This window comes from Mesorhizobium sp. M0833 (genome assembly GCF_040319905.1).
Lineage (GTDB): Bacteria > Pseudomonadota > Alphaproteobacteria > Rhizobiales > Rhizobiaceae > Mesorhizobium.
On sequence record NZ_JAMYOQ010000027.1, the window covers coordinates 58,441 to 78,868 of the forward strand.

Here is a 20,428-nt window from a genome sequence, read left to right on the forward strand (position 1 = left end):
AGTGAATGCTCTCGTATCCGGGTCTATTTCGAGCAGCGCGGACTTGGTCAGCATTCAGACAGCCTAGGGGGTCCTTCCCAACATAGCCATGGGCGCCTGCTACTCACGGAGCACCCCCTCCTCCTTGGCAGCAGCCTCGAAAGCCTGACGGACCTCTTCCGGAGTCACGCGGTCCTGAAAGGCGTCGGCGCACAGTTGCACAGCCTTCCTCCACTTAGGTCCCATCTTGGTCCACTTCATGAGTTCCTCGGCGGCACCCTCGACGTTGTTGCACCCGTAGGTCACCCCAGGTCGGTCGGTCTTGACGTACACCGGAGGGGAGAACCAATGGGTTGCCACGACAACTCCTACTCAGGGGAGAGATACACGTTGGCCTCCTTAGCGGCAGCCTCAAAGGCCTTCGTATTATGTGGGGGTCAATCGGATCGCCCTCCAAGGCTGACAGGCACAGCGTCACCGCCTTATGCCAGCGAGGCCCTCGCCGGGTCCACGTCTTGAGCTGCTCAAGGGCTTCCTTCGCATTGTTGCAGCCATGCCTGACACCGGTTTCAGTCTTCACGAACACCGGAGGGACGAACCAGATGGGCGCCATGATACCTCCTACTCAGGGGAGAGATACACGTTGGCCTCCTTGGCAGCCGCCTCAAAGGCTTCACGCACCTCTTGGGGGGAGGCGCTGCCCTGGAACGCATCGACGCAGGATTGGACCGCCTTGGTCCACTTCGGGCCCTTTGTGTCCCACCCCATGAGTTCCTCGGCGGCTCCCTCGACGTGGCTGACCCCATTGCGAATGCCCGGACGTTTCGTCTTCACGTAGACCGGGGGAGAGAACCAGAGAGGACCCATAAGGGGGAACTTAGAGCGCCAAGAGCCCGCTGACCAACCCCGCTTTAGCCGCAGCTAAGGAACGATGTAGGCCCTCGCGGGTTTAGAGCTTGCAGCGGGATTACTTCGTGGATGTGCAGCCGCTGTGGCGGGGTCCGTCGCCTCTCATCTCCATGCTTGGCGGCGGGCTCCTTTCGCGAAGGCGGTGTTGGTAAGAGACACCTAGAACCTTATACCGCATCCAATTTAGCTAGGGTCAGGACTCATTGATCCAGAAGATGAAGGCTGCAGCGAAGGCGATCGCCGACAGGAAGGTGTGAGCACATCGGTCGTATCTGGTGTGGATGCGTCGCCAGTCTTTGAGGCGTGCGAACATGTTCTCGATCCTGTGGCGTTGTCGGTATAGGACAGGATCGTAGCTGTGCTGAACACGATGCTTGGCATGGGGTGGGATGCATGGCGTGATACCGCGCTCGACGAGCGCCTGGCGGAAGGCCGCTGAACTGTAGGCCCGATCGGCGAGCAGGGATTTGGCGGCGGGCAAATCCTCGATCACTGCCGCAGCAGTCTTGTGATCATTGGCCTGCCCTTCGCTCAGATGCAGCAGCCGCGGACGTCCCTTGCCGTCACAGACCACTTGCAGCTTGGTGGTCAGTCCGCCTCGGCTGCGTCCGATACATCGGGATAGAGCCCCTTTTTAAGGAGGCTGGCGGCAGTGCGATGCGCTTTGAGATGGGTGGCATCGATCATCAGATTGTCCGTTTCGCCGCCCTGCGCGGCCAGTTCCGCCAGGATGCGGTTGAACACACCCAGCCGACTCCAGCGGATGAAGCGGTTGTAGATAGTCTTGTGCGGACCGTAGTCGGAAGGGACATCTCGCCAGCGAAGACCATTGCGGATCACGAACAGGATGCCGCTCAGCACCCGGCGGTCATCTACACGCGGCACACCATGCGACAAAGGAAAATAGGGCTCGATCCGGCGCATCTGCTCCGGCGTCAACATCAGCAAATCACTCAAGGCGGCACCTCCTGCCACCTTGAATCACCCAACAGAGATCAACTCAACAAATTAATGGGTCCTGACCCTAGTCGTCATTGGGGGGAGTAATGTCCCCTCCTCTTTTGCAGCAGCCAGGAATGCCTTGCGGGCCTCCTCAGGTTCCATCTCGTCGAAAATCACGGCCATGCAAACGCGCACCGCGAGGTCCCAGCAAGGGCCACGCTTGGTCCACTTCATCAGCTCCTCGCCGGCTGTCTCGGCGTTGTTGACATTGTGGATGATCCCGGGACGCTCGGTCTTGACCGGGACCGGAGGGTTGAACCAGTGGAGAGCCATGCGGTCACTCTTTGTCGGCCCGATCAAGTTCCTCCAGCAAATACTTTTGCTCAGCCCAGTTCCCGTTCTACAGGCAGAGTGAGCAGGTTGCGAAGGTAATTACGGATTACCTCTGACTATTGAAATGGCGCAGGACGGCGCGCTTCCGTTGCGATGCCACAGCGGCTGAAGTTGGCTGACAGCTACTCGCCACCGTCGAAAGCCACGCAGAGGCCCATGGCAGTTGCTGCCTCGACGATCGCCTCGGTTAGTTCTTCGTTGGAGGCCACCAAATAAGGCGCAGTCTCCCGAGCTTCGCGTAGTGCCGCTTTGATCGAGACCGTGTCGCCACGGTCCGCCCTGTTGAGGAGGCGGTTATTCGCGAAGATCGAACCCGACGAACAGCCCAAAGGCTGGGGCAACATTGACAATAAGCTCCACCAGCTCGCAGTCAGTTTCCGCCAGATGTGGCCCGTCTCGGCGCACCGCTGCGATAGTCTCTTTGACGGAGATGATTTGGCCGCGACGGACTTGTAGGATCAGCTCGTGAACAAGGTGTTCGGCAGTCACTTTGTCGGGTCGGCAGTTCGTCCAAACGTTCATACAAGGCCTCCCACCTCAGCGAGAACCCAAGGGAACATTCATGACCCTCTGTCGAGAAAAATCAAGAAGAATGTTTGATAACTTCTGAGTGGGAATCAGGGGGACAAGCCACGAAGCGAGCCTCTATACTCTTTGACCTGACGCTCAGCCAGCCCGCTAAGGGACTTCTTCCGTCGGCCCCTCTTTGGCCCGATCAATAGCCGCAAGTAATGACTGTAGGGTTAGCGGCAGTTCTGGTTCGACCTCCAGATTTAAGAACGTTTGTACGTGATGACGATAGCCTTCGGAACGGATCAGTTTCCGAAACGCTCCGGAGACAGACTGATGGTCTGCTTTGTTGCTCGTTGTCATGTTCGGGAAGTCCGTCCCCAATGAGCCGTAACTCGCCCGCAACGAACGGGTTCCATCAGGAGGTCGGAATATTTTGGCTGAAATTTCTGAGCGGGAGATCGGCTAACTGGCTCGCGCGAAGACCCCCGTGCCCCCTTCGATCCGCCGAGCATAAATCCCCGCTGTTTGAACAGAAGATCGTGTCGATCTAGCGTCGGTGTTGCACATAGCGACCGTTGAAATGCTTCTGTCCAATGTTTGCTCACGCTGTGATGCCAACAGGGCAGGCTCTTGCGGCAGGGTGCCGCAAGGTCGCGACGATGAAACGCCGGCCCAGTTCAATCCGCGCGACGTCCTTCAAAGCTGGGGGGATCGATCTTCACCAAGCGGTCTGCGGCCTCGACCGCAGTTCGTATCCTGCTGCACAGCGCGAGATTTTCGGCCAGCATTTCTTCAGTGCGTTGAAGCGCGAGCTCGGTCCGGTGGATGCGCTGCCTGGCATTGGCAACTTCCGATGTCAAAAGATCGGCCGCCATCCCGTGGCCGTGGGGTTCCATAGTGTCCATGGGTTTCTAATACATGGGGGGCGATATCGTTCCATGATGTCGGGCGAAACGGCGGGCCGCAGAAAACCGCGATGGGCCGAATGACCAATGCGCGCCCTGTCAAAACAGCGCCGGAAACAGGCGAACGGCTTCGGCCGCTCTACATCCCACGGGCAGAGGCGATCACGGTCCAGAGGGCCATTGATCTGTTCAGGTACGACTACAACGTAAGCGAAGACACACTCAGGCGGCTGGTGATCAAGCACCGTCTTCACAACCAGACAATGCCCGGTGCTCCGTGGAGAATAAGCGCTCCCGGTTTGGCTATGGCGCTCGCCGGCGATGATGACGCGCTTGCGCGGTTGAGGCGGGACGATCGCGAGCATCCGGACGTAACTCGGTATTTCAAGCGGCTCGGCATCCCGCGACCCTGACCTGTTATCAAAAGTTATGGTCGCGGCGACTGTCTAAAATAGACATTAAGTAGATGTCGCGGCCCGACAGGGCTCCACACAAGAGCGAACCGTTGCTGCCTTGCGCATCGCCCTCTAGGCCGCCGGCGTCGAGTTCATCCCGGAGAACGGCAGCCGCGCCGGCGTGAGGCTCCGCAAACCTTAGGCCGTAGACTCGTTACTGCGCAGCCACACACCTGCTTTTCGCCATCGGACGAAGCGGTTGCAACAGGTGGTGCGCGGGCCATAGCGCTGAGGCAGGTCGCGCCATGGAGCACCGGAGCGCAGCACCCAGAAGATGCCGTTCAGCACGCGCCGATCATCAACACGTGGCACACCTCTTGGCTTGTTGGGTAGACGCTTTATTCCATTGCTGACCATTGTCCAAAAGCGCTGTTAACCAAATTTTCTCACCCGCCAATGCTTATTCGCGCGACTGAAGGGGTGAGGTGATTGATGTGTGATTCAAACATAAGCGCGTTTCCGCTGCATCGGCGGCGGAAGTTGGTCGAAGGGATCGCCCGGGTCCTGGAATCCAAGAACGGGAAGGACGCGAACGCCTTCTGGCGCAACACCGCCAAGGCAATTCTCGTTCAACTGTCCGAATCAGGAATTGCACCCGGGGTCGCCGAACAGGAAGTTGGAACGCTTCTTCATGCTGTCTTGGGCGATATCGCCACCCGCAGTGCTGCGAAACTTGCACAATAGCATCGGCTCACGATGAAGGATTGCCGCATAGAGACGCCCCGGGGCTCCACAAGCGTAGCACCACTGCATCCGTCAAACGCAGGTTTCTCACTGCGGATGAAAAGATAGGCGCGTTCGTCGAAATCATGCGCGCGAATGTGCTCTCGGGCGAGATACGGCTCCGCCTCGCCTGTCCGGCGGTCATCGACCAAATTGAGGTAGGCGATGCGGAAACCCGCATTCACGGAAGGCCGACGGAGCTTTTCCACGAGCTGAACCCGCAAAAACCAATGAGCCGCCGTTGAGTTCCACACTGCCATTTATGCGACTTTCTAAGCACAAAAGACGAACATGTAGGCATTGAGTGTTCTTGACGTCACAGTTCTGCGTCCGTTTCTGCCCTTGACTTCAACTCGTGAGAATTGTTGAACGGCTGGGTTGGGACGGAACCGGCACGCCGTCCTGGGAAGACTGCGCAAGAATGCAGATGTTCAATCCAGCGGGCCCGAAGTCTCAAACTGGTGCCTTTACGGAGGTCGGCAACGTTTGCTTTCAGGTAGCCAGCTCGATAGGAGGCGGGACAGAGTGTTTCGAGCAAAGCGCAAGCCATCACATAGCCCACTCGACGGAATCGGGCACAACTTGAGCTTCGCGGACTGCTATTGAGCCGTTGAACCGCAGGTCGTGGCGAAGGGAATATGGAGCTGTCAAAGGGGAAGCGCCGTGGAAGCCTCACCGCCTAAGGTTGTGCCTGAGCCCCCGAAGATCGCCTTGCCGGAGAAGGCACATTGTCCGACATGCAATAGATCGCAGAACTGCGATGCTCATGGTCGAGTGTACAAGCCATGGGAGTGGTCTGACCGCCAAGGCCACACAATGTGCGGCGGCGTAACCTATACTTTGTTCGAATGTCGCGGTTGCAACGCCGTCTTTTACGAAACCAGTTCCTGGGACGAGAATGACGTTGACCAGTGGTATGGTCCTGATGGTCAAACAGAGAGCGAAGCCAATTTGACGAAGGAGACTTTTCCGAAGCCTCCCGCGCGTCCTCGTCCGGACTGGTTCGATGTCTCAGGAGCCATAAACCACACGCTTTACGGCATCATGGAGGAGACCTACAAAGCCGAGGAAGCCGGCTGTCACTTGCTTGCGGCCGTGGGTCTCAGGACAGCATTGGACAGTTGTTTTGAGGGCGTTGGAATTGAGGGCGGTGACACCTTCGCCAAGAAGCTTCACGCTCTGAAGGCTGGCGGTTATATCGGCGAAACTGAGCACGACCTGCTTACGGTCCTGATCGACGCTGGAAGCGCTGCGGCTCATCGCGGCTGGACGCCGGAGCGACAGCATGTGCACCAACTTATGGACGTGCTGGAGAACTTCATCCAACGGGTCTTCGTCAACGGAAAGCGAGCGCTCGAAATGAAGGCCGGCATTCCAGGCAAGCAGCCTCGCATAAGGTCCCCTCGATCGTCCGTCGCTATTCCTGTCGTGATTGCGGAAAGTGAGCAGGAGGCAGCAACGACGGTCCTCATCGACTCCTGGCATATGGATGAGCCGTCGCAATGATGGCCGTCAGATTGCCCGCCTAACTGCCATGGAGGTTTGGAGGCGACGACGACGCGATGCGAATGTCCGGTCGTCGGCGACCTCACCGGTTCTGCTAATCGCGCGAGCGCAACTTATTGCGCGGCATAGGAAACGCTTTCGGTAAATTTCGAAGTCAATCCCTACGGCCGAAATGGAGGCGCATTGCTGACCGGCAGATTTGGGGCCGAAGCGGACAGGCAGCTCTAGGTTTCCGCGGAATCAGAAGCGGAGAGATAGACAATAAGACGGCGAACATATAGAGAACAATTATACGACCTGAAACGACGGTGATAGATCGTCGAAGGGGGTCAATCGTTCTCAATTTCCTGATATGCATACAAGAATGACGATCTTTGCGGAAAAGCTCAGGACTATAGTTGACACCGTCCACGCAGGCGCGAACGGCCCAATCAGTACGGTTGCAGAGGCGCTGTGCGAGAGCGCAGGCCGTGTAGCAGTCGCGATTGGCTCTGGCGGCTCGGCTATCATGGCCGAGTACTTTGCCCGCTGCCGGTCAACACTCGGCCACGGCGTGACCATCGTACAGACCCCGATGGACTTCGTCATTTCGCAGGACGACGTATCCGGTTTTGACGTTTGGATCTTTAGCGCTGGCGCGGACAATCCCGACGTGGCAGCTGCGCTTACAGCGGCCCTTGGCACCAACGCCGCCAGAGTGACACTTCTTACCGTGAATCCGCGGGGCGCCACCGCGATAAACGCCGCGCAAAGTGAGCGTGCGAGGGTAATTGTCGCGCCGGTCGCCGAGCGCAAGGACGGCTTCTTAGCGACCCATTCCTTGGTCGCGATGGCGACGTGCATGCTAGCCGCGGCCGATGTCGTCGCAAGGCGTTCAGGGAAAACCGCCATCATCGAACGGCTCGCAGCGGAGATCGAACGAATCGCAGGCTCACCCGACATATCAGCGCTCGACTACAAGTCGGGGGACACTGTCGTCGTTCTGCATGATCCTCAGTGCCGAACGCTCGCTACTTTGATCGAGACGTCGCTCTGGGAAACTGCGATCGCGCCCGTTCAACGCGCTGATTTCCGGAACTTCGCTCATGGACGCCATGTCTGGGCAGCACGGCATCCAGACAACATGTTGCTCATCGCTGTCACCACCGCCGCCTCGCGAGATATCTGGGCAAGCATCCGCGTTGCGCTTCCACCCTCGATCCGCTTGATCGAAACCGATTTGGGCCACGCCGGACGGTTTAGAAGTGCGGTCTCGATCGCGGAGGGCCTCAAGATTGTCCGGATGCTCGGCGAGGCGGCCGGCATCGACCCCGGCAAGCCAGGACACGGCGACTTCGCCGGCGCGATCTACGACGATACCGGCTTGTCGGATCTCGCTCAGCAACTCGTGCCCGCCGTAAGGCACAAGCTCGATGCGGTGCAGTTGCACGACGATCCCGCTTGCCCCCTCATCGCCGCGGCGGCGGCCCGCGAACATTGGATTGACGTTCTTTCCGACGCACTCATTGGGGGTGTTGTCCTCGACTATGATGGCACCGTCGTCACCACTGAAGCGCGGCTGGACCCTCCGGCACCCGAACTGATCGCTGAACTTACCCGTCTGGCTGATGCTGGAATCGCAATCGGATTTGCCACTGGCCGCGGAGGTTCAGCTGGCGTCGCGCTTAGAAAGGCCCTTCCCGAGAGGCTCCACCCCACAATGACCATTGGCTACTATAATGGCAGCCACATACGCACGCTGGATGTGGATATTGAGAAGGATCAGCCGCCGCCAGATCCGGAGCTCGTGGCGCTCGCCGACTGGATAGAGGAGCAAGGCTTTCTGATTCCCGGCATTTCGCTTAAGCGTGGCCGGGCTCAGATCACGATCAAGTATAGCGAGGTACCTGCGCCGGCAACCTTCGTCACGACAATTGGCGCGTTTCCGGCTATCGCTGACGGACGTATTAAGGTGCTGAGCTCGCATCACAGCTTTGACTTCGTGCCCGCTGGCACTAGCAAAACGACAGTCAGAGCGAGGATGCTCGAGGCGATGGGCAACACAGGCCAGGTTCTCGCCGTCGGCGACAGTGGCGAACAGGGCGGGAACGACGAGGAGTTGCTTGGCCAGCCTCCAAGTGTGAGCGTAAACGGTGTGTGTGGGCACCTTGGGGGAAGCTGGTCCCTATTCGGACGATCCTCGTCAGGTCCCGACGCCCTGCTGAGGATTTTGCAAGCGTTGCGCTTCGAAGGTGGGCATGCTCGCCTTGACCTCAATTGCTTTGACGCGAGCACTGTATGAACACGCAGGCGCTGACATCATACGTTCCCCGCAACCAGGTGGTCGGAACGGGGCTAGTCGCCCTAGACCGTATCCATGTGGGCGAGCAGGAGCCGCTCTTCGAGGAGCTCGGCGGGTCATGCGGAAACGTCCTAATCTCGCTGGCTATGCTAGGCTGGGGCGTCACGCCCCTGCTGCGTCTCGGCAACGACCCGGTCGGCAGCAGGCTCGAAAGTGACCTTCGAACGGCAGGCGCGGACACCCGCCTCGTTAGCCGTCACCAGGGTCTGAGATCGCCAGTCATTGCGGAGTTGCTTGACCCCGCCTCCGGCGACCACACATTCTCGTTCACTTGCCCAGAGTCGTCGGAGCGGTTTGGCAGCTTCCAGCCGATCACGATCCATGATCTCGAGCCCGCTCGCGCCGCAGTTGCGTCGTGCACTATCTTCTACGCCGATAGGATATCGGAAACGATCTGCGACGCAATGGAGACGGCGGCGGCGGGTGGAGCGATCATACACTTCGAGCCATCAGGCATCGGTGAGCCGGACCAGTTCGATCGCGCCGTCTCGATCGCGCACATCTTTAAATATTCGGCGGACCGCCTGTCCCCCGAGATTGCGGGGCGACTAAGGCCTGAGGCATTCACCATCGTAACGGCGGGCCGCTATGGGCTCGAGGTTCGGCATGCCGGAGAGGCACACAGGTGCGAGGCTTGTGATGCCCACATGGTGCGCGATACGTGCGGCTCTGGGGATATGGTTACACTGGGCCTGCTCGACACGATTATTCAAAACGGCGTCTGTCACCCCGCTTCGCTATCGATCAGCACTGTCTTGGCGGGCATCCGATCGGGGCAGCGGCTGGCCGCCGCGAATTGCGCCTATATTGGTGCACGTGGGATTTTCCGTGAATGCGGACCCAGCCGAGCTCGTGAGATCCTCGCCGACGGCTAACGTCAGGCTGCGCGTTTGTTGAGGCCCCCATCCTCGTCGCGGAGACTCGTGCGCAGCTCCATCAGCAGCTGACCGAGCATATTACGACCCTCACCGTTGACCTCGCCCCATAGGCGGTTGACCTCGTTGTCAACCGTGGCGCTCTCAACCAGCCGCGCGTCGCCTGTCGAGAGCAACAGATTCTTGAGATCCTCGTGCTGAGTAAACTTGGCACGGAGCACACCGCGCATACGGTCGAACTTCGTTCGCGACCAGCCCGGCGCGATGTCCCAGTAGTAGAGGCCGTGAGCCGCCATCGCAACTAGTCCAGGAGATGGCGCCGACAATACCCAGTCCCGAACCTCCGGCTTCCTGGCCTTGCCCGCCTGATATGCGTGCTCGCTCGTCGGGAAGGTCTCGTCCTCGAAGTCGACCGGCCGACGGTAGAGGTTGCTAAAGGCGCCGTAGGGTTTCTCGCTCGCTCGATAGAAGCGGATCTCGCCCTCAGTCATCACCTCACTCCTATTGCATATTTGCACTAGCTATGCATGCTAATATGCATGAAACCAAGTCGGGAAGAAAGAGAAAAGTTGGCCGGGCTGATCCGCAAGAGGCGGGAGAAATCCGGCTTTTCCACCAGCCAGCTCGCCTCCCTCGCTGGTGTTGACCCGGGCCAGACCTCGCGTATCCTCGATGGTCAATTCCGGACGATCAGCGGCAACGTCTTGCGAATTTGCAATACACTTGGTTTCGATCCGCATACTGAGGCGCGGGCAGAGTCAGGCAACCAGGCCAAGAAGAACGCAGCTTGGGCCAAACTGGAGGCGTCGGTGCGCCGTGCGTGGGACGAGACTTCACTGGATGCGGACCGATTGGTCGCAGTGATCGATGCGGTGGCAAAAATAAAACCGCGCAAGCGGGGGAAAGAATTCAACGTGGATACTTCATCTGTGAGGAACCCACTCCGATAAACGAAATACTGGTGCATCCGCCGACTCACCGTGTATTGCTGATGTGGGAGGAGCCGGTCGCTTGCAAGGCAGCCGGCCGAAATGGGGAGCGGAGCGTGAAGAAGGAATTGGCTGAGGCACTCTTAGCCAAGATCATGGATTGGACAGATGAAGAGAAGGCTCGGGAACGCGCCCGGCTGGAGACGTTCGCCACCTATAAATACGACGAGTATCAACAATTCTCGCCCGGCCGGCGTTTCATCGAGAGTTTGGCGCTATGGCTCGAGCAGTTCGATACCGGCGCCGAACGCCGCACCGCTTATGACTTCGTATGTAGCCGCCTGATCTTCTTCAGCGCGGGGGAGATAAACCATCTCGTCGAGCTTACCTTCCCGACCATTATCAGGCCTAAACTGCTCGAAACGGCCAGCGCTCGCAGTGGCATCCCGGTAGACCGAGTCAAGGCGATCACCGAGACCTTGGAATACCGTACCCTCCACCGCCGCACGTTGTACCTCGGCATGAGTGACGGTGCGCGTACCGACTGGTTCCGCCGCGCCAATCCCTTGATCTCGAACGAGCAGGTCTTCCTCGGTTACGACCCGTCCCAGGTCAAGGCAGCAAACATGCTGGGGAAGCTCAAGAAAGACCTGACAAAGATGACTGGCGCGGAGCCCAAAGACGACGCCGCGCTATTCGAGAACGTTATCCTTATCGACGACTTCACCGCGAGCGGAACGAGCGCCATTCGCTTCGATGAGAAGGAAGGTTGGGATGGAAAAATCCCGACCATAATCGAGGCGCTGGCCGAACCCGACGGACTTGGCGGATGCGTCGTGAAGGGGGTCAAAGTCACCATCGTCGCGTACATCGCGAGCGATCAAGCGATTAATCATATTGAAGGGCTGCTACCCAAGCTGCCTTTCGAGGGTGAGATCTGCTTCGAGGTCGTATGTAGGCTAGGAGCCGCAGCCCGGTTGGACGAGACACGCGACGCTCCATTCTTTGCACTCATGGCCGACGATCGATATTTCGATCCCGAAGCCGACGACGAGCATGGCAAGGTCGGCAAGACTACCAAACGCTACGGGTACGCGAACGGCAGGCTGCCAGTCGTGCTAAACCACAACACGCCCAACAACTCGGTCTACATTCTCTGGGCGGAGGATGTGCACACCGTGCGCGGCCTATTCCCACGCGTAAGCCGGCATCGGAAGCTGCAGCAGCCGTGAGAAACCCTTTTCGTATCAGCGCGTCGCAGCGCGCGACAACGGATGAGGAGTTTGTACGGCTCTTCGGCGCTGGCGCGATCGATCTGCTCCAGAACGTCGGTGACCCCTGGGGGAGCGTAGTGTTTATGCGGAGTGCGCCCGGCGGCGGCAAGACCACCTTCCTGCGCCTTCTCACACCGCGTCCACTAGGTCTCGTTAACTCGCTAGCGAACGGAAGCTCGACTGTAAAGGCGACGCACGAGGCTCTCCGCGAAGTGGGTGCCATCGGAATCCACGGACCGGAATTGCTCGGCACAATGGTGGAGTTTACCAGCGAGTTTCGCGAATTGGCGGCGTTTGACCGCGGCAACGCGCTCTTCCGCGAGCTGGTCAACTCGCGCATCGTGATCGCAACCATGCGCGCCGTCCTGGAATGGCTCGGCCGTCCGTTTCCTCGCGATCTTGAGCAGATCAGTTTCGATTGGGAGCCGGAGTCCGGCAGTACGATCCCAGCGACAGCCACAGGAAGTGAACTATTCGACTGGGCCTCGCAGATCGAAACCGACTTTTACGGTCGGATGGACGTGCTCGGCGAGCCGCAACCGGTAAAAGGCGGCCACGCGCGGCTCGATGGCCTGAAGTGGTTCGCCAACTCTCGCATCTCCAGTCCCCTCGGACCTGTTGAGGTGCGGCGCGTGCTGCTGTTCGACGAGCTCCAGACGCTGTCAGCCAATCAGCGGCGCTCGCTCCTCGACTTCGTGACCGGCGCCCGCGCCAAGTGCGGCATCTGGATCGCCGAGCGCCTAGAGACGCTCACCCATAAGGACCTGCTATCTGAGGGTGCCCTGGAAAATCGCGACTACAACGGCGTGATACAGCTTGAGCGGCAATGGAGTGATCGGCGCGGAGCGGTATATGCCCGATTTGTCGAAAACATCGCCAAGCTGCGGGCAGCCAAGGCCGACAACTTTGGCGACCGGGACATGTTCGCGCTGATCGCCGACGGAGACGACCTCACTGTATGGGCGACGAAGTTTGAACAGGCATGCGTCGATATTGAGACACGTATTCTGGCGAAGATGGGCCAGACGCCGCGATACGATGTGTGGCTCGACACGGCGCGCAAGAACAACGGCAGCGCGGTCGAGCGCGCCATCCAGTGGCGAATGACCGAGGTCCTCGTCGCGCGCGACAGAAGAAATGAGCAGCCGACGTTTGACTTCATCTCGCTCTCAACCGAGGAGTTCGACAAGCGGCAGAGCAGCGGGCTCGCGCGCGCCGCCGAGCACTTCGTCCGAACGGAAATAGGGGCTCCTATTTATTTCGGGCGAGACGCAATCGCCGACGTGTCGTCGTTTAACGTTGAGCAGTATCTCGCAGTTAGCGGCGAGCTGTTCGAGGAGATATCCGCCAAGATACAGTTTCTTCGGGACGTGCCGATGCCGCTGTCTGCCGAACGGCAGCACAACATCATCACCGGCATCGCCAAAGCCCGCTGGAACGATCTCACCCGCCGTCTGCCGCTTGGTCGAGACGCGAAGACGCTGCTCGAAGGGATCTGCTCCTTCTGCCACGCGCAGACGTTCCGTGAGACCGCGCCGTATATGCCCGGCGTAACAGGGATTGGCATCACAATGCAGGATCGCGAGACCTTGATCGACACACCCGACGATCAGATCAAGCACCTGCGTGGCCTGCGCGATGTTGTCACGTCCTTGGTCGCACACAACCTGTTGGTGCCGCGGTTAGACCATAGCAACAAAAACAAGAAGTTCGTCGTATTTTACCTCAACCGGCTGCTCTGCGTACAGTTCGGGCTCCCGCTAGGGTATGGGGGATGGAGGGAAAAGAAAATCAAAGACCTGATCACGTGGCAAGCGCATGGCGGCAAGGAAGAGGAGCCGACCTTTGTCTGATGGCGAAGCGGTGATGCGCTGGGACCCGTACTCGCTTACGGGCGATGCAAAGTTCAACATCTTTTGGAAACGCCACCTCGCGGAGCGCGAGCGGCGGATACTCCTCGTGGTCGGAAAGGGCTTCGACGTCCGCGCGTTGGAGACCGCGCGTCGGCTCCATGGGCTCGGCGCCAACGTTCATGTCTGGCTCCTCGCGTTCCACAACGGCCAGCAGGACAGCGCGCTTCGTCGTGCCAGGACGGAGAAGAACGTCGAGGGCCTCGGAAAGCTATTTCCGCCCGAGCGAATAATGGAGGTGGATATCAACCTTGGGGGCGCATTCGAGGACCCTGTCGCGTCGCGGCAAACCTATGAAAAGATTCGCGCGGCCGGCGATCCAACTTTGTATGACGACGTCATTGTGGACATCAGTGCGATGCCTCGGATGGTCGCGATGACGAGCGTCGCCGTGCTGCTGCGTGGCCTCGACATCGCATCGGCGACCGGCAGGTGCGTCAATCTGCACGTCACCACGGCGGAGAGCGTCACGTCCGACCTCGCGGCGGGCCAAGGCTCGCTGAAAGACCAAGTGTCGTTCGTGCGCGGCTTCTCCGGCGAACTGACATCGCAGACAACTAAGAACCTACCGCACGTCTGGTTTCCCGTTCTTGGGGAGAGTCAGCGCGACCGTCTCGACAGGATCCACCAGAAACTCACCCCGGATGAGATTTGCCCGGTTGTGCCGTTCCCGTCGCGAGAGCCGCGACGTGGGGACGAGATCATCTATGAGCACCGCGAATTGCTGTTCGACACCTTCCAAGTCGAGCCACGTAACATTCTCCTCGCATGCGAATACAACCCTTTCGAAGCCTACAAGCAGGTGTTCGAGGCGATGGACCGGTATCGACGCGCGCTGAATACGCTTGGCGGCTGCAAGGCCTTCGTTTCACCGCTGTCTTCAAAGCTCCTCTCAATTGCGGTGCTGCTGGCCTGCTACGACCATCTTTTCGGTGAGGTCCCAGGAAAGCGGCTGAAGGTGGGAATACCCTATGTCGAGACAGCGACATACGCCGATCCGGTCCAAAAGCCGGACGACCCGTTCGAGTTGTACTCGATGTGGGTTCGTGGCGAGTGGGAGATTGTCGCTGGGACTGCCGCGGACGCCGGCATGTCGGACGAACGGAACGTCTAGCTAAAGCGACGTAGCCCTGAACAGCCTACACTTGGCCGTCCTCCGCATGGGAAAACCATCGCGCACCTCGGTGACGGCCGATGGCGGGACGAGGAGGCGGCAAGCTGGCGGTCAGGAACGGGAGAGCGCTTGTTCCAACTCCCTGCCCATTTTGAATGCACCGAGCCGGTCCTCTACACCAAGGTGGTGCTGGCGGCGGCTCATCTCGATCACGACCTAGCAGACAACGCCCGGCGAACCTGCGCGCCTTTGCCAGCGCTCTCACATGCTGCACGACCGGAGCATCTGCGACAGCGCGATATTGCGTACAAGAAGCGGCGGTCAATGGGCGATCTGGTCGGCGGGCGCTACGAGTAACGAACACGTTTGCGCTTAGGCGATGATATCAGAGTGCGTTTGATCGGCCGGTGATGAGGCGCTTGGAGCGTTCTTTCGCAGACGCGATCTCCCTGTTCAGTTCTTCCAGGTTCTCCAGCCATAGCTGGATACGTGCTGGCGGCACGTCCGGATGAGACTGCAGGTCGAGGTTGTGGCGCTTGACGAAATAGAACGCCACCGCTAGCCGCATCTTTAGCTTGCGCTCACCGCCCTCAATGCGGAAATCGTGCTCGATGGCGGCTCGCTGCTCTGCATCAAGGCCTGGATGGGCTTTAATCTTAAGGACGAAATCCGTCGACCACTCTAAGTCATCGGCGGGATCAATGTCACAGGGCTCGGGCGGCCAGAACGAAAGGATACGCCCGAGCACGTAGTCCCTAAATTCTTGGCGGTCGACCGAGAACGCTCGGCAATGCCAACGCGACCCGTCGTGAACCAGAGCATGAGGGCATATCGTTCTGCGGCCTGTCCGACTCAGCGACTGATAAAAGACGTCGATCTGGGAGCGCGTCTCGATCGCGTCGACCACCGCCCGAAGGACGTAAGCCTCGGGGCCTCGGGATATTTCAGGGATGATCTCCACCGGCGGTGTCTTTTCGAACCAGGTATCGGCCAGACGCGCGGCGCCTGACTCGATGGCGCGCAACTGTGCGAGATAACGTTCCGGCGACAACGTCAGGAAAACCGGGCGGAAATTCCGAGTCTTCACATACGACTTTTCCGACGCGTCGTATTCGATGTTGCCGGGGGCAATCTCCTGATAGGTCCGGAAGTCGACCGAGGCTTGAGGCGACGAGATCTGAAACCTCGTCTCGAGGTCTCTCCTGTTGACCGAACCTGTCCAGTAAATACGCCATTCCATGAATTCGTAGCGCTGGGCCACCGTCCAGCGCACATCCGTATCATTCATATGCACCATCCCATTGACACTTATAAAAACTATGTATATATCGGCTGATTAGTTGAGAAACTGTATATCGTATAGGCCTCTGGATCAAGGAGAACTAACATGAGCGATCAGGACGAAGAGAAGGGTAAAGGCCATCCCGACGCCGGAGACGACTCCGGCCTCGGCAATGGTGGCAACCCAGGCCACGGCGGCGGTGACGGCAATCCCGGTCACGGCGGCGGCAACCCTGGCCACGGCGACGATAAGGTCACTATCCTCGTCGATAATGTGCAGAAGCGCGTCCGCGGCGGCCAGTGGATCGTCAGCGAATTGAAGGCCCAGGTCGGCGTTGACCCCGCCAAGATCCTTGCCGAAATCACGCCGAACGGCCTCAAGGACCTCGATGATGCTAGCACTGTCGCCGTGCGCGACGGATCGCGCTTCATGAGCCATGCTCGCACCGGAGGTTCGTCATGATCATCGCCGGCGTCGAGGAGGGAGGCGACCCTCCTGATGGATTGGATCAAATCCGTGAACTCTGCTCCGGTGAAGTCAACTTCAAAACCGAAGGGTGGCGAAATTTGATTTTTATGGAGCAGTTGCGCCTGTGGGTGGGCAACCAGGTGCGTGTCACGGATGCGGTGCTCTGCCTAAACCATAACAATCCGACTTATCCGACGAAATTGTACATGGCGGAGAACGTGGGCGGGCCGGTCAATTGGAACGAAGCGAACGTGCCGTTACTCGGACGCTACTGGCACTCGTTCTCATGGCGGGACGTCAGCCCTGCCCTGCCATATCATGAAATCCTGGCGGCGCACCTGGCGCCGCTGGCCAGCGATAAGGCGGCCTGATCATGAACAGGTTCCTACGCTGGCTCTATCAGACAGTTTTCGGGAAGCTAGGGGCTGTCGATAAGCCGCTGACCTCCTCCCCGCCTCCGGCCGTTCCCGCCTTGAGGGTCACTTTCCGCGCAAGCGAAGCCTTCCTGTCTCGCGTCCGCGCGGACCTCGAGCGCCGTCACGCCTTTGCCCATGAACGCGTCGGGTTCATTACGGTTCGCGCTGCCGAAGGCGCGGAGGGAGTCACCTTGATTGCCGAGGACTATTACCCAGTCGCTGACGACGACTATGTAAGAGATCCGTCGGTAGGGGCCATGATCGGGTCGGAAGCAATCCGCAAGGCGCTCGAACTGGCCCTCCTGAAGGGTGTCGGCGTGTTCCACACCCATATGCACGGGCTTTCCAAGCACCTCTGGTTTAGCGGAATCGACCTGCGTGAGCAGGTTAAGTTCTTACCGGACTTCTTCACGGTCTGTCCGCAAATGCCGCATGGAGCGATCGTCCTGAACCCGAAAACTGCGGCGGGACGCGTCTGGCTATCGCCCGAGCAGGTAGTGAAGATCGATGAGTTCAGCACCATCGGTCCGCGCCTAGTCATTGATCGGGCCGCCCGCGACGGCAGCACGGAGTTTTACATATGACGGTCGATAGGGATTTCTCACGCCAAAGCTTCCTCGGGCCCGAAGCTGAACACCTCCTCGCCAACGTGCGCGTGGCGGTCGCCGGACTCGGCGGCGGCGGATCTCATATCGCCCAACAATTGGCGCATGCGGGCGTCGGCCATTTCCGACTTATCGATCCGGACGCCATGGAGGCCAGCAACTTGAACCGGCTTGTCGGTGGAACCGAGAGCGACATTGTCGCCGGGACCAAGAAAATTGACATCGCCACGCGTCTGATCAGGGGCATACGTCCCTGGGCTGAGGTCCTCTCGGCGGACACGACGTGGCAAGAATCCGATCACCTAATCCGCGACGCCCATGTGATTTTCGGCTGCGTGGATGGTTACCAGCAGCGGGATTATCTCGAACGCGCGGCGCGCCGCTTCGCGGTGCCTTTAATCGATATCGGAATGGACATCACCCAGGTCGCCGACGGGCACTTCGCGGTCGCCGGGCAGATGATCGTAAGCCTTCCAGGGCAGCCTTGCATGCACTGCCTCGGGTTCTTGACACCGGAAAATCTTGCCATCGAGGAGAACAGGTATGGCGCCGCCGGCATCAATCCTCAAGTCGTGTGGACCAACGGAACCTTGGCAAGCCTTGCTGTCGGCGCTTTCATGAAAATGCTCACACCTTGGCTGCCTGCCCGGGAGCCCTACACCTGGCTCGAACTGGATGGTAATCAGCAGACGGTGGCCCTAAGCGAGCGGCCGCATTACATGAACATCCCCAATGTCTGCCCCCATTATGGCGGCCAGGACGCGCTAGGCGACCCGCAGTTCGACATCAGGAAAGTGATCGGGACGTGACGCTCGAGCCGGAATTGACGGCCATGCTTCGGCACGACAGGTCGCGACGAAGGCTGCGTTGAAACGCAGAAGGCTGGCGCAGTCACCGTTTGCGGATAAAATATCTAAAATCGTCCCTTCGCATCTGACGCCTTAGGAGGGGCTTGCCCTTGACACGAGCACGCCCGGCCGCCTGATGTTGACCGAGCGGGCTCTGGGAAGGCCCGCGAAGAACGGACAGGACTACGATTTGCATGTATCACGCACTCAGCACCAATCTCCTACTGGGCTATCATGGCTGCGACGAAGCGGTCGGTGAGAAGATTCTTGCCGGAAACAAGTTCGAGCCAAGCGAGAACGATTACGATTGGCTGGGTCACGGTATCTACTTCTGGGAGGCGAACCCGGAGCGCGCATTGAGCTTTGCTCACCAGCAAGTGAAATGGGGCCGCGTAAAGAAACCGATGGTCGTGGGGGCGGCGCTGACCTTGGGGAACTGCATCGATACCCTGAATGAGCAAAGCCTTCAGGCGCTAAGCCAAGCGTATGACAAATTGGTGTCTTTGTCCGCCTCCAGCGGCAACCCCGTGCCGATAAACGAGGGCGGGACGGATGCGCTGCTGAGGCGACGGGATTGCGCTGTGGTCATGACCTTGCATAAAATGATCAAAGACATCAACCACCCGCCCGCCGACAGCTTGCGTGGTCTCTACCAAGAGGGCGGCGCACTTTATGAGGGCTCAGGCTTCTTCAAAAAAAGCCACATCCAAATCTGCATTCGCAACCCCGACTGCATAAAAGGGGTTTTCCGCCTACTGTAAGCTGAAAAAACGCCGAGAGGGGCGTTTCTAAGCCACTTTCGCCTTAGGGCGGGCTTTAGGCTTTTCATTGCGGTAGGGCGATGCCAACTTACCCTTAGGGGTTAGTATTCCGATTTTTTTCAGCTCTTTGTCGGCGGCCTTTTTCGAAACGCCGGCTGCCGCCTTCGCGTTCTTTTCGAGGCGATGAAGCACGTCAGCTGTAAAATCCATAAGTCACCTCGCCTAAACGGTAACGGGATCGGTTGCCCGACGTCTAACGCCGGCTGCAACCAATCTCGAATTGATGATCATAGAAACTATCTGTGTGCATAAACCACATGTCAATACCCCGGGTGAGCCTTGGGACGGGGGGCCTATCTTATCGGTTGCATATCGAGAGCTTCGTCTGATCGACAATTCGTTTTATCAATATATCCCTTTTTTGGGCGAAGCGCGCGTCACCAGCCCCTGTCTGGGAGTTCGAGCGTTGGGTGAATTCTGGATCGCCCACCCCCCGAACCAAAATTCGCCCCCTTCCCACTTGTGCTCGAGATAGGAAGCGCCGATATTTGATCGCAGAATTGAACACCAGGAGCCCTTCCATGGCGCAGCCAGTGACAGCCAAAGCCGATGTCGACAAGCTCCGCACCAACGAGAAGAAATGGACCAGGGCGCTGATGGCCACCGGCTGGAGCGCGTTCCCGAACATCATCATCGAGAAGCAGCAGGCCCTCGGCCTGGACGCCTTGGATATGAACATCATCATCCACCTGGTCCAATACTGGTGGCTGCCCGAGAATCTCCCCCATCCTTCAGTCGAAACCATCGCCAAAGCAATCGGAGTGACACCGCGCACGATCCAGAAGCGGATTACCGCGCTGGAGGCCCACGGCCTGCTCGGCCGGGAAGAGCGGCGCCACACGCCAAACGGCAGCATGACCAATAAATACCGCTTCGACGGTCTAATCGATGCCGCCAGGCCGTTTGCGCTGGAGAAGGCCGCCGAAATGAAACGGGCAGCCCAAGAGCGGTCAGACCGATTGCGGCGCAAGAAGCCGAAACTGGTCGTGGATAACGAAAAATAGGCAGATCGTGACGTAGCTCAGAGGAAGAGTGCCTCGCTTTCGACCTGGGTGGTGCGTGACACCGCTATCTAGGGGCGGGGAGGTCGCAGGTTCAAGTCCTGCCGTCACGCCCATCCTTCATGGGTACGACCCGGAGACATGGGTAACAGAATGTACCTAAGACATGGGTGACAACCTCGTGCCGAACGGGTTGTCGATGGTCTGCAAGGTTCTCTG

At 59.0% G+C, this 20,428-nt stretch carries 24 protein-coding genes, 1 tRNA gene and 1 pseudogene; 16 read left to right on the forward strand and 10 right to left on the reverse strand.

Annotation, left to right across the window (positions count from 1 at the left end; translation table 11 throughout):
- Window positions 1–99: 99 nt before the first annotated feature.
- From NKH98_RS25175 to NKH98_RS25205, 7 genes and pseudogenes are all read right to left on the reverse strand, one after another.
- Complete coding sequence (locus NKH98_RS25175; protein WP_352625651.1) at window positions 100–339, reverse strand: DUF982 domain-containing protein; 240 nt, start codon at window positions 337–339, stop codon at window positions 100–102.
- Between the two features lie 261 nt (window positions 340–600).
- Complete coding sequence (locus NKH98_RS25180; protein WP_023679279.1) at window positions 601–846, reverse strand: DUF982 domain-containing protein; 246 nt, start codon at window positions 844–846, stop codon at window positions 601–603.
- 235 nt (window positions 847–1,081) lie between these two features.
- A protein-coding gene (locus NKH98_RS25185; RefSeq protein ID WP_156937481.1) for an IS5 family transposase occupies window positions 1,082–1,845 on the reverse strand; the annotation gives its coding sequence in 2 pieces (ribosomal slippage) (window positions 1,082–1,506 and window positions 1,506–1,845; 765 coding nt in all).
- Window positions 1,846–1,896: 51 nt separating this feature from the next.
- The gene (locus NKH98_RS25190) at window positions 1,897–2,163 is read right to left on the reverse strand and encodes a DUF982 domain-containing protein (RefSeq protein WP_352902638.1); all 267 of its coding nucleotides are present in this window, start codon (window positions 2,161–2,163) and stop codon (window positions 1,897–1,899) included.
- Between the two features lie 354 nt (window positions 2,164–2,517).
- The gene (locus NKH98_RS25195; RefSeq protein ID WP_352492322.1) at window positions 2,518–2,745 is read right to left on the reverse strand and encodes a hypothetical protein; all 228 of its coding nucleotides are present in this window, start codon (window positions 2,743–2,745) and stop codon (window positions 2,518–2,520) included.
- A gap of 668 nt (window positions 2,746–3,413) precedes the next feature.
- On the reverse strand, window positions 3,414–3,611 hold the full coding sequence (locus NKH98_RS25200) for a hypothetical protein (RefSeq protein WP_352508178.1): 198 nt from the start codon (window positions 3,609–3,611) through the stop codon (window positions 3,414–3,416).
- 644 nt (window positions 3,612–4,255) lie between these two features.
- Window positions 4,256–4,453: pseudogene (locus tag NKH98_RS25205) on the reverse strand (transposase); the annotation flags it as partial.
- A gap of 75 nt (window positions 4,454–4,528) precedes the next feature.
- Between NKH98_RS25205 and NKH98_RS25210 the strand changes: the two are divergent.
- The 4 genes from NKH98_RS25210 to NKH98_RS25225 all read left to right on the forward strand — a co-directional run bounded on the left by NKH98_RS25210 (window position 4,529) and on the right by NKH98_RS25225 (window position 9,541).
- On the forward strand, window positions 4,529–4,780 hold the full coding sequence (locus tag NKH98_RS25210; protein WP_352457909.1) for a DUF6074 family protein: 252 nt from the start codon (window positions 4,529–4,531) through the stop codon (window positions 4,778–4,780).
- Window positions 4,781–5,635: 855 nt separating this feature from the next.
- Window positions 5,636–6,325, forward strand: a complete 690-nt coding sequence (locus NKH98_RS25215; protein ID WP_352902642.1) for a DUF4145 domain-containing protein — start codon at window positions 5,636–5,638, stop codon at window positions 6,323–6,325.
- Between the two features lie 364 nt (window positions 6,326–6,689).
- Window positions 6,690–8,606, forward strand: coding sequence for a hypothetical protein (locus NKH98_RS25220; protein ID WP_352902645.1), 1,917 nt, complete (start codon window positions 6,690–6,692; stop codon window positions 8,604–8,606).
- Window positions 8,603–9,541, forward strand: a complete 939-nt coding sequence (locus tag NKH98_RS25225; RefSeq protein ID WP_352902648.1) for a PfkB family carbohydrate kinase — start codon at window positions 8,603–8,605, stop codon at window positions 9,539–9,541. Before NKH98_RS25220 ends, NKH98_RS25225 begins: the two co-directional genes overlap by 4 nt.
- A 2-nt stretch (window positions 9,542–9,543) precedes the next feature.
- Here the strand turns inward: NKH98_RS25225 and ybiA are convergent, their stop codons facing one another.
- Window positions 9,544–10,032, reverse strand: coding sequence for a riboflavin biosynthesis intermediates N-glycosidase (ybiA, locus tag NKH98_RS25230; protein WP_352902651.1), 489 nt, complete (start codon window positions 10,030–10,032; stop codon window positions 9,544–9,546).
- Between the two features lie 78 nt (window positions 10,033–10,110).
- On the opposite strand from ybiA, the gene NKH98_RS25235 reads away from it, so the two are divergent.
- The 5 genes from NKH98_RS25235 to NKH98_RS25255 all read left to right on the forward strand — a co-directional run bounded on the left by NKH98_RS25235 (window position 10,111) and on the right by NKH98_RS25255 (window position 15,125).
- Window positions 10,111–10,491: a helix-turn-helix domain-containing protein gene (locus NKH98_RS25235; RefSeq protein ID WP_352902654.1), complete on the forward strand. Its 381-nt coding sequence runs from the start codon at window positions 10,111–10,113 to the stop codon at window positions 10,489–10,491.
- A gap of 95 nt (window positions 10,492–10,586) precedes the next feature.
- Window positions 10,587–11,702: a phosphoribosyltransferase-like protein gene (locus tag NKH98_RS25240; protein WP_352902657.1), complete on the forward strand. Its 1,116-nt coding sequence runs from the start codon at window positions 10,587–10,589 to the stop codon at window positions 11,700–11,702.
- Window positions 11,699–13,597, forward strand: a complete 1,899-nt coding sequence (locus NKH98_RS25245) for an ORC-CDC6 family AAA ATPase (RefSeq protein WP_352902661.1) — start codon at window positions 11,699–11,701, stop codon at window positions 13,595–13,597. The genes NKH98_RS25240 and NKH98_RS25245 overlap by 4 nt, the downstream gene beginning before the upstream one ends.
- Entirely contained in the window at window positions 13,590–14,768 is a 1,179-nt protein-coding gene (locus NKH98_RS25250; protein WP_352902664.1) for a hypothetical protein, read from the forward strand. Before NKH98_RS25245 ends, NKH98_RS25250 begins: the two co-directional genes overlap by 8 nt.
- Before the next feature lie 129 nt (window positions 14,769–14,897).
- Window positions 14,898–15,125 carry a hypothetical protein gene (locus tag NKH98_RS25255; RefSeq protein ID WP_352902667.1) on the forward strand — a complete coding sequence of 76 codons (228 nt, stop codon included), beginning with the start codon at window positions 14,898–14,900 and terminating at the stop codon, window positions 15,123–15,125.
- A 28-nt stretch (window positions 15,126–15,153) separates the two neighbouring features.
- Here the strand turns inward: NKH98_RS25255 and NKH98_RS25260 are convergent, their stop codons facing one another.
- The gene (locus NKH98_RS25260) at window positions 15,154–16,056 is read right to left on the reverse strand and encodes a WYL domain-containing protein (protein WP_352902670.1); all 903 of its coding nucleotides are present in this window, start codon (window positions 16,054–16,056) and stop codon (window positions 15,154–15,156) included.
- A gap of 99 nt (window positions 16,057–16,155) precedes the next feature.
- Between NKH98_RS25260 and NKH98_RS25265 the strand changes: the two genes are divergently transcribed.
- The 5 genes from NKH98_RS25265 to NKH98_RS25285 all read left to right on the forward strand — a co-directional run bounded on the left by NKH98_RS25265 (window position 16,156) and on the right by NKH98_RS25285 (window position 19,148).
- Window positions 16,156–16,512: a hypothetical protein gene (locus NKH98_RS25265; RefSeq protein ID WP_352902673.1), complete on the forward strand. Its 357-nt coding sequence runs from the start codon at window positions 16,156–16,158 to the stop codon at window positions 16,510–16,512.
- Window positions 16,509–16,889 carry a hypothetical protein gene (locus tag NKH98_RS25270; RefSeq protein WP_172374537.1) on the forward strand — a complete coding sequence of 127 codons (381 nt, stop codon included), beginning with the start codon at window positions 16,509–16,511 and terminating at the stop codon, window positions 16,887–16,889. The genes NKH98_RS25265 and NKH98_RS25270 overlap by 4 nt, the downstream gene beginning before the upstream one ends.
- A 2-nt stretch (window positions 16,890–16,891) precedes the next feature.
- On the forward strand, window positions 16,892–17,518 hold the full coding sequence (locus NKH98_RS25275) for a hypothetical protein (protein ID WP_352902676.1): 627 nt from the start codon (window positions 16,892–16,894) through the stop codon (window positions 17,516–17,518).
- Window positions 17,515–18,348, forward strand: a complete 834-nt coding sequence (locus NKH98_RS25280) for a HesA/MoeB/ThiF family protein (RefSeq protein ID WP_352902679.1) — start codon at window positions 17,515–17,517, stop codon at window positions 18,346–18,348. The genes NKH98_RS25275 and NKH98_RS25280 overlap by 4 nt, the downstream gene beginning before the upstream one ends.
- Window positions 18,349–18,581: 233 nt before the next feature.
- Window positions 18,582–19,148, forward strand: coding sequence for a hypothetical protein (locus NKH98_RS25285; RefSeq protein ID WP_352781132.1), 567 nt, complete (start codon window positions 18,582–18,584; stop codon window positions 19,146–19,148).
- Window positions 19,149–19,175: 27 nt separating this feature from the next.
- On the opposite strand, the gene NKH98_RS25290 is transcribed toward NKH98_RS25285, so the two are convergent.
- Window positions 19,176–19,358, reverse strand: a complete 183-nt coding sequence (locus NKH98_RS25290; RefSeq protein ID WP_172374545.1) for a hypothetical protein — start codon at window positions 19,356–19,358, stop codon at window positions 19,176–19,178.
- Between the two features lie 371 nt (window positions 19,359–19,729).
- Between NKH98_RS25290 and NKH98_RS25295 the strand changes: the two genes are divergently transcribed.
- Window positions 19,730–20,212, forward strand: a complete 483-nt coding sequence (locus NKH98_RS25295; protein ID WP_172374547.1) for a helix-turn-helix domain-containing protein — start codon at window positions 19,730–19,732, stop codon at window positions 20,210–20,212.
- 6 nt (window positions 20,213–20,218) lie between these two features.
- Window positions 20,219–20,325: transfer RNA gene (locus NKH98_RS25300), tRNA-OTHER, on the forward strand.
- Window positions 20,326–20,428: the final 103 nt, after the last annotated feature.